Raw genomic sequence first — 14878 nt, 5'->3', positions numbered from 1 at the left:
CGTTCCCGTCCAACGATAAAAAAATCTGCCCCCGATCGAATCACCCTCCAATTGTGGTGCATGCGCAACAGAAGTAATTCCCTGGAGGCTCCGCCAGTCATGGCTGAGCGGCGAATTGCCCCACGCACGAATCGAGCCTGACGGGTCTCAAAAAAGGAGCGTCGAGGAACGCCTCGTGCGCACCCCTGCTAATAGGTATACGTACGTTCGTCGGGAGCGGATTCGCGGCATGTTAGAATCGCGTGATGCGTTGCGCCTGCAATGCTTACGCGAAGGCGCGGCGAATTGAAGTTAAGCCGTCGTCTTGGCACGTAAAAGATACGGATAATGGATCAATTCGCCAAAGAGACTCTGCCAATCTCCCTAGAGGAGGAAATGCGCCGTTCGTATCTCGATTACGCGATGAGCGTGATCGTGGGGCGTGCGCTTCCCGATGTTCGCGATGGCCTGAAGCCGGTGCACCGGCGCGTGCTGTACGCGATGCACGAACTGAACAACGACTGGAACCGGGCGTACAAGAAGTCGGCGCGTATTGTCGGCGACGTTATCGGTAAATATCACCCGCACGGCGATACGGCTGTTTACGACACTATCGTCCGGATGGCGCAAGACTTCTCGCTGCGCTACATGCTGGTGGACGGTCAGGGCAACTTCGGCTCGGTCGACGGCGACAACGCCGCGGCGATGCGGTACACCGAAATCCGCATGGCGAAGATCGGCCACGAACTGCTGGCCGACATCGACAAGGAAACGGTCGATTTCACGCCGAACTACGACGGCAGCGAAAACGAACCGGCCATCCTGCCAGCGCGCATTCCCAATCTGCTGATCAACGGCTCGTCCGGCATCGCCGTCGGCATGGCGACCAACATCCCGCCGCACAACCTCAACGAGGTTGTCGACGCGTGCCAGCATCTGCTCAAGAACCCGGAAGCCACGATCGACGAACTGATCGAGATCATTCCGGCACCGGATTTCCCGACCGCCGGCATCATCTACGGCGTGGCCGGCGTGCGCGACGGCTATCGCACCGGCCGCGGCCGCGTGGTGATGCGCGCGCTCACGCACTTCGAGGAAATCGACCGCGGTCAGCGCATGTCGATCATCGTCGACGAACTGCCGTACCAGGTGAACAAGCGCTCACTTCTGGAGCGCATCGCCGAGCTGGTCAACGAGAAGAAGCTCGAAGGCATCTCCGACATCCGCGACGAGTCCGACAAGAGCGGCATGCGCGTCGTGATCGAGCTCAAGCGCGGCGAAGTGCCGGAAGTCGTTCTGAACAATCTGTACAAGGCGACCCAGCTTCAGGACACCTTCGGCATGAACATGGTCGCGCTGGTCGACGGCCAGCCGAAGCTGCTGAACCTGAAGGAAATGCTGTCGTGCTTCCTGTCGCATCGCCGGGAAGTGCTAACGCGGCGCACTGTATACGAACTGCGCAAGGCGCGTGAACGCGGCCACGTGCTCGAAGGTCTGGCCGTTGCACTTGCCAACATCGACGAGTTCATCGCGATCATCAAGGCCGCGCCGACTCCGCCGATCGCCAAGCAGGAATTGATGGCGCGTCCGTGGGATTCGTCGCTGGTGCGCGAAATGTTGTCGCGCGCCGAGACGGAAAACGCGACGGCGGGAGGTCGCGAAGCCTATCGTCCTGACGGATTGAATCCGTCGTTCGGTATGCAGTCCGACGGCCTCTACCGTCTGTCCGACACCCAGGCTCAGGAAATTCTGCAGATGCGTCTGCAGCGCCTCACTGGCCTGGAGCAGGACAAGATCATCGGCGAGTACCGCGAAGTGATGGCGCAAATCGCCGACCTGCTGGACATTCTGGCTCGCCCGGAGCGCATTACGGCGATCATCGTCGACGAACTCACGTCCATCAAAGCCGAATTCGGCGACGCGCGCCGCTCGAAGATCGAGCTGAACGCCACCGAACTGAACACCGAAGACCTGATCACGCCGCAGGAAATGGTCGTGACCATGTCGCACGCCGGCTATGTGAAATCGCAGCCGCTGTCCGAATACAGCGCGCAGAAGCGTGGTGGCCGCGGCAAGCAGGCCACGGCAATGAAGGAAGACGACTGGATCGACACGCTGTTCATCGCGAACACGCACGATCACATTCTGTGCTTCTCGAATCGCGGCCGTGTCTACAGCGTAAAGGTTTATGAAGTGCCGCAAGGTTCGCGGAACTCGCGCGGCCGGCCGATCATCAATATCTTCCCGCTTCAGGAAGGCGAAAAGATTACGGTTGTCCTGCCGGTGAAGGAATTCTCGGCTGACAAGTTCGTCTTTATGGGCACCGCGTTAGGAACCGTAAAAAAGACGCCGCTTGAAGCCTTTGGCCGCGTGTTGCGCAAGGGTATTATTGCGGTCGGTCTGGATGACGGCGACTACCTGATCGGCGCCGCCATTACCGACGGCCAGCACGACGTGATGCTGTTCTCGGATTCCGGCAAGGCGGTTCGCTTCGACGAAAACGACGTGCGCCCAATGGGCCGCGAAGCGCGCGGCGTGCGCGGCATGCAGCTCGAGGAAGGTCAAAACGTGATCGCGCTGCTGGTGGCCGGCGACGAGCAGCAGTCGGTGCTCACCGCAACGGAAAACGGTTTCGGCAAGCGCACGCCGATCACCGAGTACACCCGTCATGGTCGCGGCACGAAGGGCATGATCGCGATCCAGACGTCGGAGCGTAACGGCCGAGTCGTGGCCGCGACGCTGGTGGATCAGGAAGCGCAGATCATGCTGATCACCAATACCGGCGTATTGATCCGTACGCGGGTCTCGGAAATTCGAGAAATGGGACGCGCAACCCAAGGTGTTACACTCATCAGCCTTGACGAAGGGACCAAGCTTTCAGGTCTGCAACAGGTTGCTGAGGCCGAGGCAGAAGGTGATGCGGAAGGCGACGCCGAAGGTCCCGCAGAAGGTGACAACGGTGGCGAAGAGGGCGGTGCGGCCTGATTCGCATCAGCGCCTTACAGTCTCAGTGATTAGTTGAAAGCTGCGCCGGGAATAATGGCGTGTCGGGCTGATACGTGTCCCGCGCGGCTTGCTGCTCAAGTTCATTTCTATTAGGGAGTAATGATGCAAAAACGATTCAAACAACTGGTGTTGCTGGCTGCCCTCGTGCCGACCTTTGCCATGGCTCAAGCGCTTCAGAGCTCGGCTCCGGCGGCTCCGGCTACTGCCGCAGCACCGGTTGATCCGGCCAAGCAGGCTGCAATCAAGGACCTGTTGGACGCAATCGACGCGCAGAAGCTCGTCGGCGCGATCGGCAACAGCGCCCAGATGCAAGCCAAGCAGCTGGTTCCGGCTATCCTGTCGGACGCTTTGAGCGAAAACAAGACGATGACGGACAAGCAGAAGCAGGCTTCCGTCCCGACGCTGCAAAAGAATGCAGTGCCGAAGCTGGTTGACGGCGCAGGCCAGGTGTTCGCTACGGACAATTTCCGTCAGGACGCCATGCAAGCTCAGTACGACGCTTACGCGAAGTACTACAGCACGTCGGAAATCAAGGATCTGACCGCGTTCTACAAGAGCCCGACTGGCCGCAAGTTCATCCAGGTGCAAGACCAGGTTGGCCGCGACGTCGTGAACGGCTTGATGCAAAAGTACATGCCGCAATCGATCAAGGCAACGCGTGACCAGGCCGACAAGGAAGTCGCTTCGGTCAAGCCGGCCAAGTAAGTCTGGTCAACAGACAAAAGGTCGAAAGGCTGCGCTGACATCGCGCCGGCCGCCGCCCGGCAGGTTCGCCTCGTAGGCTATATGGCGCGCCGGGTTTGGCGGCATTGCGTTGACAATGCGATAATGGCCGTTTGCGCACACGCGCAGACGGCCATTTTCTTTTTCGGCGCGAAATGGTCTGAAATCCGCGTCAGAAAATCGCGCCGGCAAAATTGCGTGGTCAGCGTCGTGGCGGTTGTTTCCTCGGCTGCCAACTTCGCCGATCTTTGCGCGCTCTTCTTTTTTTGCGCCTGCTTCCAGGATCTCACGATGCGCGTCTTTAATTTCTCCGCCGGCCCTGCGGCCATGCCCGAAGAAGTGCTGCGTCAAGCCGCCGACGAAATGCTCGATTGGCAAGGCAGCGGCATGAGCGTCATGGAAATGAGCCATCGCGGGAAAGAGTTCATGTCGATCCACGAGGAAGCGCTCGTCGATTTGCGCGACTTGCTCGAAGTGCCGGCAAGCCATCGCATTCTGTTCCTGCAAGGCGGTGGTCTCGGCGAGAACGCAATCGTGCCGATGAATCTGATGGGCGCGAAGGCGCGTGCGGATTTCGTCGTGACGGGTTCCTGGTCGCAGAAGTCGTTCAAGGAAGCGCAGAAGTACGGCACCGCGCATCTGGCGGCGAGCGGTCAGACGGCTGACGGTTTCACGCGCGCACCCGCCCGCTCCGAATGGCAACTGTCGGACGACCCGGCTTACGTGCATCTGTGCACGAACGAGACGATCCACGGCGTCGAGACATTCGAGATTCCCGATCTCGGCGATATTCCGCTCGTGGCCGACGCCTCGTCGCACATCCTGTCGCGTCCCATGGACATCGCCAAATACGGCGTGCTGTTCGGCGGCGCGCAGAAGAACATTGGCATGGCCGGCGTGACGGTGGTGATCGTGCGCGAGGACATGCTGGATCGCGCGCAATCGATCTGCCCGTCGGCGTTCGAATGGAAGACCGTCGCCGAGAACAATTCGATGTACAACACGCCGCCCACTTATGCGATCTACATCGCCGGGCTGGTGTTCAAGTGGTTGAAGAAGCAGGGTGGCCTGGCCGCGATCGAAGCGCGTAATGTCGAGAAGTCGAAACTGCTGTACGACGCGATCGACTCGAGCAGCTTCTATCTGAACAAGGTCGAACGTGGCTCGCGCTCGCGGATGAACGTACCGTTCTTCCTCGCGGACGAGTCGCGCAACGAGGATTTCCTGGCCGGCGCGAAAGCGCGGGGAATGGTGCAGCTGAAGGGCCACAAGTCCGTCGGCGGCATGCGGGCGTCGATTTATAACGCCGTCTCGCTCGAGGGCGTCAAAGCGCTTGTCGAATACATGAAGGAATTCGAACAGCGCAGCGCCTGAGCCACACTGGCTAGCAGGCGCGCGCATCCTTTCCAGCACGCATTTTTGCAGCAGCTACCGGCAGGGCCGTTTTCACGCATGGACGACGAACTCAATACCCGACTCAAACCGCTTCGCGAACGCATCGACGCGCTCGACGCGCAGCTGATCGCGCTTCTCAATCAGCGCGCCGCCGTGGCGCTCGAAGTGGGCGAGGTCAAGAAGCATTTCAACGCGCCGGTGTTCCGCCCCGAGCGCGAGCAACAGGTGATCGCGCGCCTGCAGGACATGAGCGAAGGGCCGCTCGCGAGCGAACATATCAGCGCGATCTGGCGCGAGATCATGGCCGCGAGCCGCGCGCTCGAGAAGACCATCAAGGCCGCGTATCTCGGCCCGGTCGGCACTTATAGCGAACAGGCGATGCATGAGTACTTCGGTCAGTCGATCGAAGGCCTGCCATGTCCGTCGATCGACGAAGTGTTTCGCTCGGTCGAAGCCGGCGCCGCGGAATTCGGCGTCGTGCCGGTCGAGAATTCGACCGAAGGCGCCGTGTCGCGCACGCTCGATCTGCTGCTGCAAACGCAACTCACGATCGGCGGCGAGCTGGCTTTGCCGATTCACCACAATCTGTTGACGCTGAACGGCGGGCTAACGGGCGTGACGCGCGTGTGCGCGCATGCGCAGGCGCTCGCCCAGTGCCAGCGCTGGCTGTCGACCAACGCGCCGCATCTCGAACGCCAGGCGGTGTCGAGCAACGCGGAAGCGGCGCGCATGGCAGCGGAAGATCCGAGCGTGGCGGCGATCGCCGGCGATCGGGCGGCGACCCATTACGGCCTGCAAGTCGCGTATGCGTTGATTCAGGACGATCCGCACAACCGCACCCGCTTCGTGATGATCGGCAAGCAGCCGGCCGGTCCGAGCGGTTACGACCAGACTTCGCTGATCGTGTCGGTCGTCAACGAACCGGGCGCGATGGTCAAACTGCTGGAACCGCTGGCGCGTCACAGCGTGTCCATGACGCGCTTCGAATCGCGCCCGGCGCGCGTCGGCACGTGGGAGTACTACTTCTACATCGACGTCGAAGGCCATCGCGACGATCCGGCGGTCGCCGCCGCGCTCGCTGAACTCGGTGAGAAGGCAGCGTTCCTGAAGATTCTGGGCTCGTATCCGCGCGCCCGCTAATGATATTCACGCGGCGGCCCGCGGCATCGCGCAGCGGCAGTCGCGCATTCAATTACTCATAGTCGTTCGGAGATTTTCATGACAGCGCCTTTCGGTCCTTCCTACGTGCGCGCGATTGCGCCTTACACTGCAGGCAAACCGATTTCGGAAGTGGCCCGCGAGTTCGGTCTGGACGAAGCGACCATCGTGAAACTCGCATCGAACGAAAATCCGCTCGGCATGCCGGAGTCGGCGCAACGCGCCATGGCGCGGGCCGCAAGCGAACTGGGCCGTTACCCGGACGCAAATGCGTTCGAATTGAAGGCTGCGCTGAGCGAGCGTTACGGCGTGCCCGCCGATTGGGTCACGCTCGGTAACGGCAGCAACGACATCCTGGAAATCGCCGCGCACGCGTTCGTGGAAAAGGGCCAGTCGATCGTCTATGCGCAGTACTCGTTCGCGGTTTACGCGTTGGCCACGCAAGGTCTGGGTGCGCGCGCGATTGTCGTGCCGGCCGTCAAATACGGTCACGATCTCGACGCCATGCTCGCCGCCGTCACCGACGACACGCGCCTGATATTCGTCGCCAATCCGAACAACCCGACCGGCACGTTCATCGAAGGCCCGAAGCTCGAGGCGTTTCTCGACAAGGTGCCGCGTCACGTGGTCGTCGTGCTGGACGAGGCGTACACGGAATATCTGCCGGAAGAGAAGCGCTACGACGCGATCGCGTGGGTGCGCCGCTATCCGAATCTGCTGGTGTCGCGCACGTTTTCGAAGGCTTTCGGTCTCGCGGGTTTGCGCGTGGGTTTCGCGATCGCGCAACCTGAGCTGACCGATTTGCTGAATCGCGTGCGTCAGCCGTTCAACGTGAACACGCTCGCGCAAGCCGCGGCGATCGCCGCGCTGAACGATAAAGCGTTTCTGGAAAAGAGCGCCGCGCTGAACGCGCAGGGCTATCGCCGTCTGACTGAAGCTTTCGACAAGCTCAACCTGGAGTATGTGCCGTCGCACGGCAACTTCGTGCTGGTGCGCGTCGGCAACGACGACGCGGCCGGCAACCGCGTCAACCTCGAATTGCTGAAACAAGGCGTGATCGTGCGTCCGGTCGGCAGCTACGGTTTGCCGCAGTGGCTGCGCATCACGATCGGCCTGCCGGAAGAAAACGAAGCATTCATCGCGGCGCTCGAAAAGACGCTCGCCGCCGCGTAAGCGGTAACCTTGGACCCGCGCGCCTCGTCGGCATGAAAGGCGCGCTTTATTTGTGACCGACGTGGCCGCGTTTTCATTTAACAAGCTGGTAATTTTCGGTGTCGGCCTGATCGGCGGATCGCTCGCGCGTGCGTTGCGCGAACGTGGCGAGGCCGATGGCGCGCGCAAGGTGATCGGTGTGGGGCGTTCGTCCGCGTCGACTGAGCGTGCTCTGGAACTGGGTGTGATCGACGGCACGGCCGCGCTAAACGACGACGCCGCGCTCAGTGAAGCGCTGAGTGGCGCCGACTTCGTGCTGCTGGCCGCACCCGTTGCGCAGACGCAGCCGCTGCTCGAACGCATCGCGCCGTTTCTCGATGCCGCGACGATCGTCACCGACGCGGGCAGCACCAAGTCGGACGTGGTCGCCGCCGCCCGGGCGGCGCTCGGCGCGCGCATCGGCCAGTTCGTGCCGGGGCATCCGATTGCCGGTCGCGAGGCCAGCGGCGTGGAAGCGGCGTTGCCCGACCTGTATGTCGGCCGCAATGTGGTGTTGTGCCCGCTGCCTGAGAATGCGCCGGCAGACGTGGACCGCGTCGCGGCGATGTGGCGCGCCACCGGCGCGCTCGTGCGCAACATGGCGCCCGAGCAGCACGACCGCGTGTTCGCGTCGGTCAGCCATTTGCCGCACGTGCTCTCGTTCGCGCTGGTCGAGCAGATTCTCAATTCGCCCGACGCCGCGTTGAAATTCTCGTTTGCCGCGGGCGGTTTCCGCGACTTCACGCGCATTGCCGCGTCGAGCCCGGAAATGTGGCGTGACGTGTGCGTCGCCAACCGCGTCGCGTTGCTCGACGAACTCGACGCATACACGGCCGTGCTCGCGCGTCTGCGCGCGGCCATCGAAGCCGCCGACGGCGCCGCCCTCGAAGCCGTGTTCGCGCGCTCGCGCGTGGCGCGCACCGAATGGCAGGAACAGCGCGCGGCCGGCGTCGCGAATAGCGACGCGTCGAAATAACCGGAACTGGACTCAATCATGGAATTCCTCGATCTCGGACCGTTTTCCCGCGCGTCCGGCACGATTCGTCTGCCTGGCTCGAAGAGCATTTCGAATAGGGTTCTGCTGCTCGCCGCGCTCGCCGAAGGCGAGACGACGATCACGAATCTGCTCGACTCCGACGACACCCGCGTGATGCTCGACGCGCTCGAAAAGCTCGGCGTGCGTCTGAAGCGCGACGGCGACACCTGCGTCGTGACCGGCACGCGCGGCGCGTTCACGGCGCGCACGGCTGATCTGTTTCTCGGCAACGCCGGCACGGCGGTGCGTCCGCTGACGGCGGCGCTGGCGGTCAACGGCGGTGACTACCGCATTCACGGCGTGCCGCGCATGCACGAGCGGCCGATCGGCGATCTGGTCGACGGACTGCGCCAGCTTGGCGCGAAGATCGACTACGAAGAGAACGAAGGCTATCCGCCGCTGCGGATTCGCCCGGGGCGGATCAACGCCGACGCGCCCATCACCGTGCGCGGCGACGTGTCGAGCCAGTTCCTGACCTCGCTGCTCATGACGCTGCCGCTTCTGCGCACCGAAAGCGGCGTGAGCACCGTGCAGGTGGATGGCGAACTGATTTCGAAGCCGTATATCGAGATCACGATCAAGCTGATGGAGCGCTTCGGCATCAAGGTCGAGCGTCACGAATGGCATCAGTTCGTGGTGCCCGCGGGGCAGCGGTATCAGTCGCCGGGCACGATCATGGTGGAGGGCGATGCGTCGTCCGCTTCGTATTTCCTCGCGGCCGGCGCGCTCGGCGGCGGCCCGCTGAAAGTGGAGGGCGTCGGCCGGGCCAGCATCCAGGGCGACGTCGGTTTTGCCGATGCGCTCATCAAGATGGGCGCGAACCTGCAGATGGGCGACGACTGGATCGAAGTGCGCGGCGTCGGCCACGACAGCGGCAAGCTCGAACCGATCGACATGGACTGCAACCTGATTCCCGATGCCGCGATGACGATCGCCGTTGCGGCGCTGTTCGCGGAAGGCGCGACCACGCTGCGCAATATCGCCAGCTGGCGCGTGAAGGAAACCGACCGCCTCGCCGCGATGGCGACGGAGCTGCGCAAGGTCGGCGCCAAGGTGCAGGAAGGCGAGGACTACCTCGTTATCGAACCACCTGAAAAGCTGACTCCGAACGCCGCGATCGACACTTACGACGATCATCGCATGGCCATGTGCTTCTCTCTGGTGAGCCTCGGCGGCGTGCCGGTGCGGATCAACGACCCGAAATGCGTCGGCAAGACGTTTCCCGATTATTTCGAGCGCTTTACCGCGCTCGCCCAACCCTGATTCGATTTCGAATCGATTGACGTGCGACTTTTTCGATGAAACCGACCCGTCCCTTTCACCAGACGCCCGTCATTACGATCGACGGCCCGAGTGCCTCCGGCAAAGGCACCGTGGCCGCGCTGGTGGCCGCGAGCCTCGGCTTCCACTTGCTGGACAGCGGCGCGCTATACCGTCTCGCCGCGCTCGCCAGCCTGCGCTACGACATCGCGGCCGACGACGCCGACGCCCTTGTAAAACTGATCGACGACCTGCACATCACCTTCCGCGAGGGCTTGGCGCAGCTCGATGGCGTCGACGTTTCGGCTGAGATTCGCGCCGAGGAAGTCGGCGCCCGCGCTTCGGCGATCGCCGTGCACGCGCCGGTGCGCACCGCACTGGTGGCGCGGCAGCGGGCTTTCCGTAAGGAACCGGGACTGGTCGCCGACGGTCGCGACATGGGCACGGTGATCTTCCAGGACGCCGTGCTGAAGGTGTTCATGACAGCCAGCGTGGAGGCCCGCGCGGCGCGCCGGCATAAGCAATTGATCCAAAAAGGATTTTCTGCTAATATAGATGACTTGCTCCGGGATTTGCGTGAGCGCGACGAGCGTGACAGTCAGCGCGCAGCCGCGCCACTCAAGCCCGCGGCGGATGCAAAGCTGCTTGATACCTCGGCATTGTCGGTCGACCAGGCGGTCGAGCAAGTGGTGCAGTGGTATGAAGCTTTAGTCCCACATGCCTGATGAAAGTACGCGTTGTGCTTCAGGCGTGGGCGCAGTAGAAGTCCGTTGTCAGTAGGTGCTTCGCGATCGTCGTGAAGCGTTGTGTTTAACCCTATAACCCCGCGTGGCATTCGCACTCTAGCCGAAATTGCTGACCGTCCGGCCAGCCGGGCACCGCGAGAACCATGCAAATTTTGATTTTTATGTCCGACCTGCAAACCTCTACCCCGAATACCGAATCTTTTGCGGCTCTGTTCGAAGAGTCGCTGACCAAGCAAGACATGCGCGCCGGCGAAGTGATCTCCGCCGAAGTCGTGCGTGTTGACCACAACTTTGTGGTCGTCAACGCTGGTCTCAAGTCCGAAGCCTACATCCCGCTCGAAGAGTTCCTGAACGACGCGGGCGAGGTAGAAGTGCAGGCGGGCGACTTCGTTTCCGTCGCGATCGACGCGCTGGAAAACGGCTATGGCGACACGATCCTGTCGCGCGACAAGGCTAAGCGCCTCGCTTCGTGGCTGTCGCTGGAAAAGGCACTCGACAACAACGAACTCGTGACCGGCACGATCACGGGCAAGGTCAAGGGCGGCATGACCGTCATGGTCAACGGCATCCGCGCGTTCCTGCCGGGTTCGCTGGTCGACACGCGTCCGGTCAAGGACACGACCCCGTACGAAGGCAAGACGCTGGAATTCCGCGTCATCAAGCTCGACCGCAAGCGTAACAACGTCGTGCTGTCGCGCCGCGCCGTGATCGAAGCGACCCAAGGCGAAGAGCGCGCAAAGCTGCTCGAAACGCTGAAGGAAGGCGCGATCGTGGAAGGCGTGGTGAAGAACATCACGGATTACGGCGCGTTCGTGGACCTCGGCGGTATCGACGGCCTGCTGCACATCACCGACATCGCATGGCGTCGTGTGCGTCACCCGAGCGAAGTGCTGTCGGTTGGCCAGGAAGTCACCGCGAAGATCCTCAAGTTCGACCAAGAGAAGAACCGCGTTTCGCTGGGTATCAAGCAGCTGGGCGACGATCCGTGGGAAGGCATCTCGCGCCGTTACCCGTCGGGCACGCGCCTGTTCGGTAAGGTCACCAACATCACCGACTACGGCGCATTCGTCGAAGTCGAATCGGGCATCGAAGGCCTGGTTCACGTGTCGGAAATGGACTGGACGAACAAGAACGTTGCACCGTCGAAGGTTGTGCAACTGGGCGACGAAGTCGAAGTCATGGTTCTGGAAATCGACGAAGACCGCCGCCGTATCAGCCTCGGCATGAAGCAATGCAAGCCGAACCCGTGGGACGACTTCAGCCGCAACTTCAAGAAGGGCGACAAGCTGCAAGGCGCAATCAAGTCCATTACGGACTTCGGCGTCTTCATCGGTCTGCCAGGCGGCATCGACGGTCTGGTTCACCTGTCGGACCTGTCGTGGTCGGAAACGGGCGAAGAAGCAGTTCGCAAGTACAAGAAGGGCGACGAAGTGGAAGCGATCGTTCTCGGCATCGACGTCGAGAAGGAACGCATTTCGCTGGGCATCAAGCAGCTCGAAGGCGACCCGTTCAGCAACTTCGTTGCCATGAACGACAAGGGTTCGATCGTCGACGGCGTGGTCAAGACGGTGGACGCGAAGGGTGCAGTGGTTCAGCTGTCGACGGAAGTCGAAGGCTACCTGCGTGCTTCGGAAATCGCACAAGACCGCGTGGAAGATGCTCGCAACGTGCTGAAGGAAGGCGACAAGGTCAACGCGATGATCATCAACATCGATCGCAAGTCGCGTGGCATCAACCTGTCGATCAAGGCCAAGGATTCGGCTGAGCAGCAGGAAGCGATTCGTGGCCTGGCTTCGTCGGACTCGAGCTCGGCTGCCACCGGCACGACGAACCTCGGCGCGCTGCTGAAGGCCAAGCTCGACGGCCAGAACCAGTAAGTCTGAGAGGTCTGCTGCAGTATGACCAAATCGGAATTGGTCGCCCAACTGGCTGCGCGATTTCCGCAACTTGTCCTTAAAGATGCGGATTTCGCGGTGAAGACGATGCTCGATGCGATGTCGGAGGCACTTGCCAACGGTCACCGCATCGAAATTCGCGGCTTCGGCAGCTTCGGCCTTAACCGCCGTCCCTCCCGCGTCGGGCGTAATCCGAAGTCGGGCGAGAAGGTGCTGGTACCTGAGAAGTACGTACCGCACTTCAAGCCGGGCAAGGAATTGCGTGAACGGGTAGATCGTCGCGCGGGTGAGCCGTTGAAGGCCGAAGAGCCGGATGACGATCTGTAAATGCTTCGCTGTGCCGTTTGCAGCGTGGCATTGGTAGCGTCAGCGGCCAAAGCCAGTCGGCAAAAGACCAGAAAAAGCGCCTTCGGGCGCTTTTTTTTCGCCTGTATGTTGGCGGTTTGCTCCGCGGCGTTTCGCCCGGGGCCGGCGCGTGACCGACAAGCGTGGCGCGCGAGCACGCCCGCAGCTCGTGTTCATGCGTCACGCGCAACTGCAGCAAGGCTTACGCGGCGGCACACGTACCGCGAGCGCGCAAGCCGGCGTGGCAAATACATACGGCGCGCGAACAGCTGACAGACGCCCTCGCAGGCAAGCAAGGCCACCGCACGCCGCCACGATGATCCGCATGCAAGCACCGCGCTGCCCGCAAGCACGCAAGCCAGCACGGCCCGCGAACACAGCCGCTGAGCACTAACCCACCGCCGCACCCGCTCACCTACCGCCCACACAAGACAACCTCCCATAACCCCTCAATCCGCCACTTCCTGCCCAGCCGCGAGGGCTTCAATTACAATACGGGTCACTTCGGCGCGGGCAACACCGTGGCGCGACGCGTCATCAAGCCGGCGTCACCCCGCAACTGCCGTCAAGAGACCTATTCATGAAATTTATCGTCTGGCTGATCCGTGTGCTGGTGTTCGTGCTGCTGCTGGTGCTGGCGCTCGCCAATACACAACCTGCTACGCTGAATTTCCTCGCCGGCTACGCATGGTCGGCGCCGTTGATCCTGATCGGCCTCGCGTTCTTCGTGGTGGGGCTGCTGGCCGGGCTGGTGTCGTCGATGCCGGCCATGCTGCGCTTGCGCATGGAAAACGGCCGGCTCAAGCGCGAGTTGCGGGTGGCGCGCGAAACCCCGGTCGTGGTCGAACAACCGCCCATGCCGCCGCTGATCTGAATGCCTTGCGCCGCGCGTTTTAAGCGCGGCTTTCCGTCTTCGCTTTCCCGCACATTTGCATTAATCGCATGGATCTAGACTTCTGGTGGCTGCTCGTCATACCCGTCGCGTTCGCGTTCGGCTGGATGGCCGCGCGCTACGACCTCAAGACGCTGCTGTCCGAAAGCGCCAACCTGCCTCGCTCGTATTTTCGCGGCCTGAATTTCCTGCTCAACGAGCAGCCGGACCAGGCGATCGACGCGTTCATCGAAGTGGTCAAGCTCGATCCGGAAACAGTCGAGCTGCACTTCGCGCTGGGTAATCTATTCCGGCGCCGCGGCGAAACGGATCGCGCGATTCGCGTGCACCAGAACCTGTTGAGCCGCGCCGATCTGCCGGTCAGCGAGCGTGATCATGCGCTTTACGAGTTGGGGCAAGACTTCCTGAAAGCGGGCCTACTCGATCGCGCGGAAGAAACGTTCCGCTCGCTCGAAACCGGCGACTACGCGTTGGGCGCGCAGCGTGCGCTCCTCACCATCTTCGAAATCGAGAAGGACTGGGTCAAGTCGATTGATACCGCCCGTCATCTGGAAACGATGGGCGCCGAGTCGCTCGATAAGGAAATCGCGCAATTCCACTGCGAACTCGCCCAGGAAGCGCTACAACAGAAGAAGCCGGACGAAGCCCGCCGGCAGCTCGGCTTCGCGCTGAAGGCGAACCCCACCAACGTACGTGCCACGATCCTGTTCGGCGATGTCGACGCGGCCGGCGGCGCGCAGGAAGCGGCCATCGCCCAATGGCGTCGGGTGGAGGAGCAGAATCCAGCCTATCTGCCGCTGGTCGCGGAAAAGCTGATGAAGGCCTACGAGGCGCTCGGCCGTCCGCAAGATGGCGCCGATCTGCTGACCACGTGGGTGGACCGCTATCCGACCAACGATCTGCTCGATGTTGCCTATCAGCACGTCGCATCGCTGCGCGGACCTGACGCCGCCCACGCGCTGGCGCGCTCGCAAATGCAGAAGTCGCCGAATCTGGCGGGCATGACGCGGCTGCTCGAGGCGCAGCAAGCCGTCGCGGAAGAACCGCGGCGCAGCGAACTCGAACTGATGCGTACGCTGATCCGTCAGCGCACCAAAAATCTGCCACGGTATACGTGCCAGAATTGCGGTTTCAGGGCGCGGCTTTTCTACTGGCAGTGCCCGGGTTGCAGCGGTTGGGAAACCTATGCGCCGCGCCGCGTCGAGCCGATCACCGCATCGAACTGATGCTCGCGCGGCAACGACGGCAACGC

13 protein-coding genes are annotated in these 14878 nt (G+C 62.2%); 12 read left to right on the top strand and 1 reads right to left on the bottom strand.

Annotated elements, in window-relative coordinates:
* The first annotated feature begins 327 nt into the window (after positions 1 to 327).
* Together gyrA and B0G81_RS20690 are read left to right on the top strand one after the other, a co-directional pair.
* The gene (gene gyrA / locus B0G81_RS20695; protein ID WP_106283268.1) at positions 328 to 2964 is read left to right on the top strand and encodes a DNA gyrase subunit A; all 2637 of its coding nucleotides are present in this window, start codon (positions 328 to 330) and stop codon (positions 2962 to 2964) included.
* Positions 2965 to 3087: 123 nt separating this feature from the next.
* A complete protein-coding gene (locus B0G81_RS20690; protein WP_134143180.1) occupies positions 3088 to 3690 on the top strand; it encodes a DUF2059 domain-containing protein in 603 nt (200 codons plus the stop codon).
* A gap of 6 nt (positions 3691 to 3696) precedes the next feature.
* On the opposite strand, the gene B0G81_RS20685 is transcribed toward B0G81_RS20690, so the two are convergent.
* Positions 3697 to 4146, bottom strand: coding sequence for a hypothetical protein (locus B0G81_RS20685; protein WP_243856818.1), 450 nt, complete (start codon positions 4144 to 4146; stop codon positions 3697 to 3699).
* Between B0G81_RS20685 and serC the strand changes: the two genes are divergently transcribed.
* The 10 genes from serC to lapB all read left to right on the top strand — a co-directional run bounded on the left by serC (position 4036) and on the right by lapB (position 14852).
* Positions 4036 to 5082: a 3-phosphoserine/phosphohydroxythreonine transaminase gene (serC, locus tag B0G81_RS20680; protein WP_243856561.1), complete on the top strand. Its 1047-nt coding sequence runs from the start codon at positions 4036 to 4038 to the stop codon at positions 5080 to 5082. The two genes, B0G81_RS20685 and serC, sit on opposite strands and share 111 nt — an antisense overlap.
* A gap of 78 nt (positions 5083 to 5160) precedes the next feature.
* The gene (gene pheA / locus B0G81_RS20675; protein ID WP_106283266.1) at positions 5161 to 6243 is read left to right on the top strand and encodes a prephenate dehydratase; all 1083 of its coding nucleotides are present in this window, start codon (positions 5161 to 5163) and stop codon (positions 6241 to 6243) included.
* 78 nt (positions 6244 to 6321) lie between these two features.
* Positions 6322 to 7434 (top strand): histidinol-phosphate transaminase, encoded by a 1113-nt coding sequence (gene hisC, locus B0G81_RS20670; RefSeq protein ID WP_134138168.1) that lies wholly within the window; start codon positions 6322 to 6324, stop codon positions 7432 to 7434.
* A 52-nt stretch (positions 7435 to 7486) separates the two neighbouring features.
* A complete protein-coding gene (locus tag B0G81_RS44760; RefSeq protein ID WP_243856560.1) occupies positions 7487 to 8428 on the top strand; it encodes a prephenate dehydrogenase/arogenate dehydrogenase family protein in 942 nt (313 codons plus the stop codon).
* 18 nt (positions 8429 to 8446) lie between these two features.
* Positions 8447 to 9751, top strand: a complete 1305-nt coding sequence (aroA, locus tag B0G81_RS44755; RefSeq protein ID WP_243856558.1) for a 3-phosphoshikimate 1-carboxyvinyltransferase — start codon at positions 8447 to 8449, stop codon at positions 9749 to 9751.
* Positions 9752 to 9786: 35 nt separating this feature from the next.
* The gene (gene cmk / locus B0G81_RS20660; RefSeq protein WP_116118029.1) at positions 9787 to 10473 is read left to right on the top strand and encodes a (d)CMP kinase; all 687 of its coding nucleotides are present in this window, start codon (positions 9787 to 9789) and stop codon (positions 10471 to 10473) included.
* A gap of 164 nt (positions 10474 to 10637) precedes the next feature.
* A complete protein-coding gene (gene rpsA, locus B0G81_RS20655; protein WP_106283263.1) occupies positions 10638 to 12371 on the top strand; it encodes a 30S ribosomal protein S1 in 1734 nt (577 codons plus the stop codon).
* Positions 12372 to 12392: 21 nt separating this feature from the next.
* The gene (locus B0G81_RS20650) at positions 12393 to 12716 is read left to right on the top strand and encodes an integration host factor subunit beta (RefSeq protein ID WP_012433973.1); all 324 of its coding nucleotides are present in this window, start codon (positions 12393 to 12395) and stop codon (positions 12714 to 12716) included.
* 598 nt (positions 12717 to 13314) lie between these two features.
* Complete coding sequence (locus B0G81_RS20645; RefSeq protein WP_012433972.1) at positions 13315 to 13608, top strand: LapA family protein; 294 nt, start codon at positions 13315 to 13317, stop codon at positions 13606 to 13608.
* A gap of 68 nt (positions 13609 to 13676) precedes the next feature.
* Positions 13677 to 14852: a lipopolysaccharide assembly protein LapB gene (lapB, locus tag B0G81_RS20640; protein ID WP_134138167.1), complete on the top strand. Its 1176-nt coding sequence runs from the start codon at positions 13677 to 13679 to the stop codon at positions 14850 to 14852.
* Positions 14853 to 14878: the final 26 nt, after the last annotated feature.

Source organism: Paraburkholderia sp. BL6665CI2N2, assembly GCF_004366535.1.
Lineage (GTDB): Bacteria > Pseudomonadota > Gammaproteobacteria > Burkholderiales > Burkholderiaceae > Paraburkholderia.
This window is presented reverse-complemented; position numbering and strand designations above follow the sequence as displayed.

Bases quoted from the DNA above. Each gene is read 5' to 3' on its own strand.
- gyrA (WP_106283268.1), top strand. From the start codon at position 328: ATGGATCAATTCGCCAAAGAGACTCTGCCAATCTCCCTAGAGGAGGAA.
- B0G81_RS20690 (WP_134143180.1), top strand. From the start codon at position 3,088: ATGCAAAAACGATTCAAACAACTGGTGTTGCTGGCTGCCCTCGTGCCG.
- serC (WP_243856561.1), top strand. From the start codon at position 4,036: ATGCCCGAAGAAGTGCTGCGTCAAGCCGCCGACGAAATGCTCGATTGG.
- pheA (WP_106283266.1), top strand. From the start codon at position 5,161: ATGGACGACGAACTCAATACCCGACTCAAACCGCTTCGCGAACGCATC.
- hisC (WP_134138168.1), top strand. From the start codon at position 6,322: ATGACAGCGCCTTTCGGTCCTTCCTACGTGCGCGCGATTGCGCCTTAC.
- aroA (WP_243856558.1), top strand. From the start codon at position 8,447: ATGGAATTCCTCGATCTCGGACCGTTTTCCCGCGCGTCCGGCACGATT.
- cmk (WP_116118029.1), top strand. From the start codon at position 9,787: ATGAAACCGACCCGTCCCTTTCACCAGACGCCCGTCATTACGATCGAC.
- rpsA (WP_106283263.1), top strand. From the start codon at position 10,638: ATGCAAATTTTGATTTTTATGTCCGACCTGCAAACCTCTACCCCGAAT.
- B0G81_RS20650 (WP_012433973.1), top strand. From the start codon at position 12,393: ATGACCAAATCGGAATTGGTCGCCCAACTGGCTGCGCGATTTCCGCAA.
- B0G81_RS20645 (WP_012433972.1), top strand. From the start codon at position 13,315: ATGAAATTTATCGTCTGGCTGATCCGTGTGCTGGTGTTCGTGCTGCTG.
- lapB (WP_134138167.1), top strand. From the start codon at position 13,677: ATGGATCTAGACTTCTGGTGGCTGCTCGTCATACCCGTCGCGTTCGCG.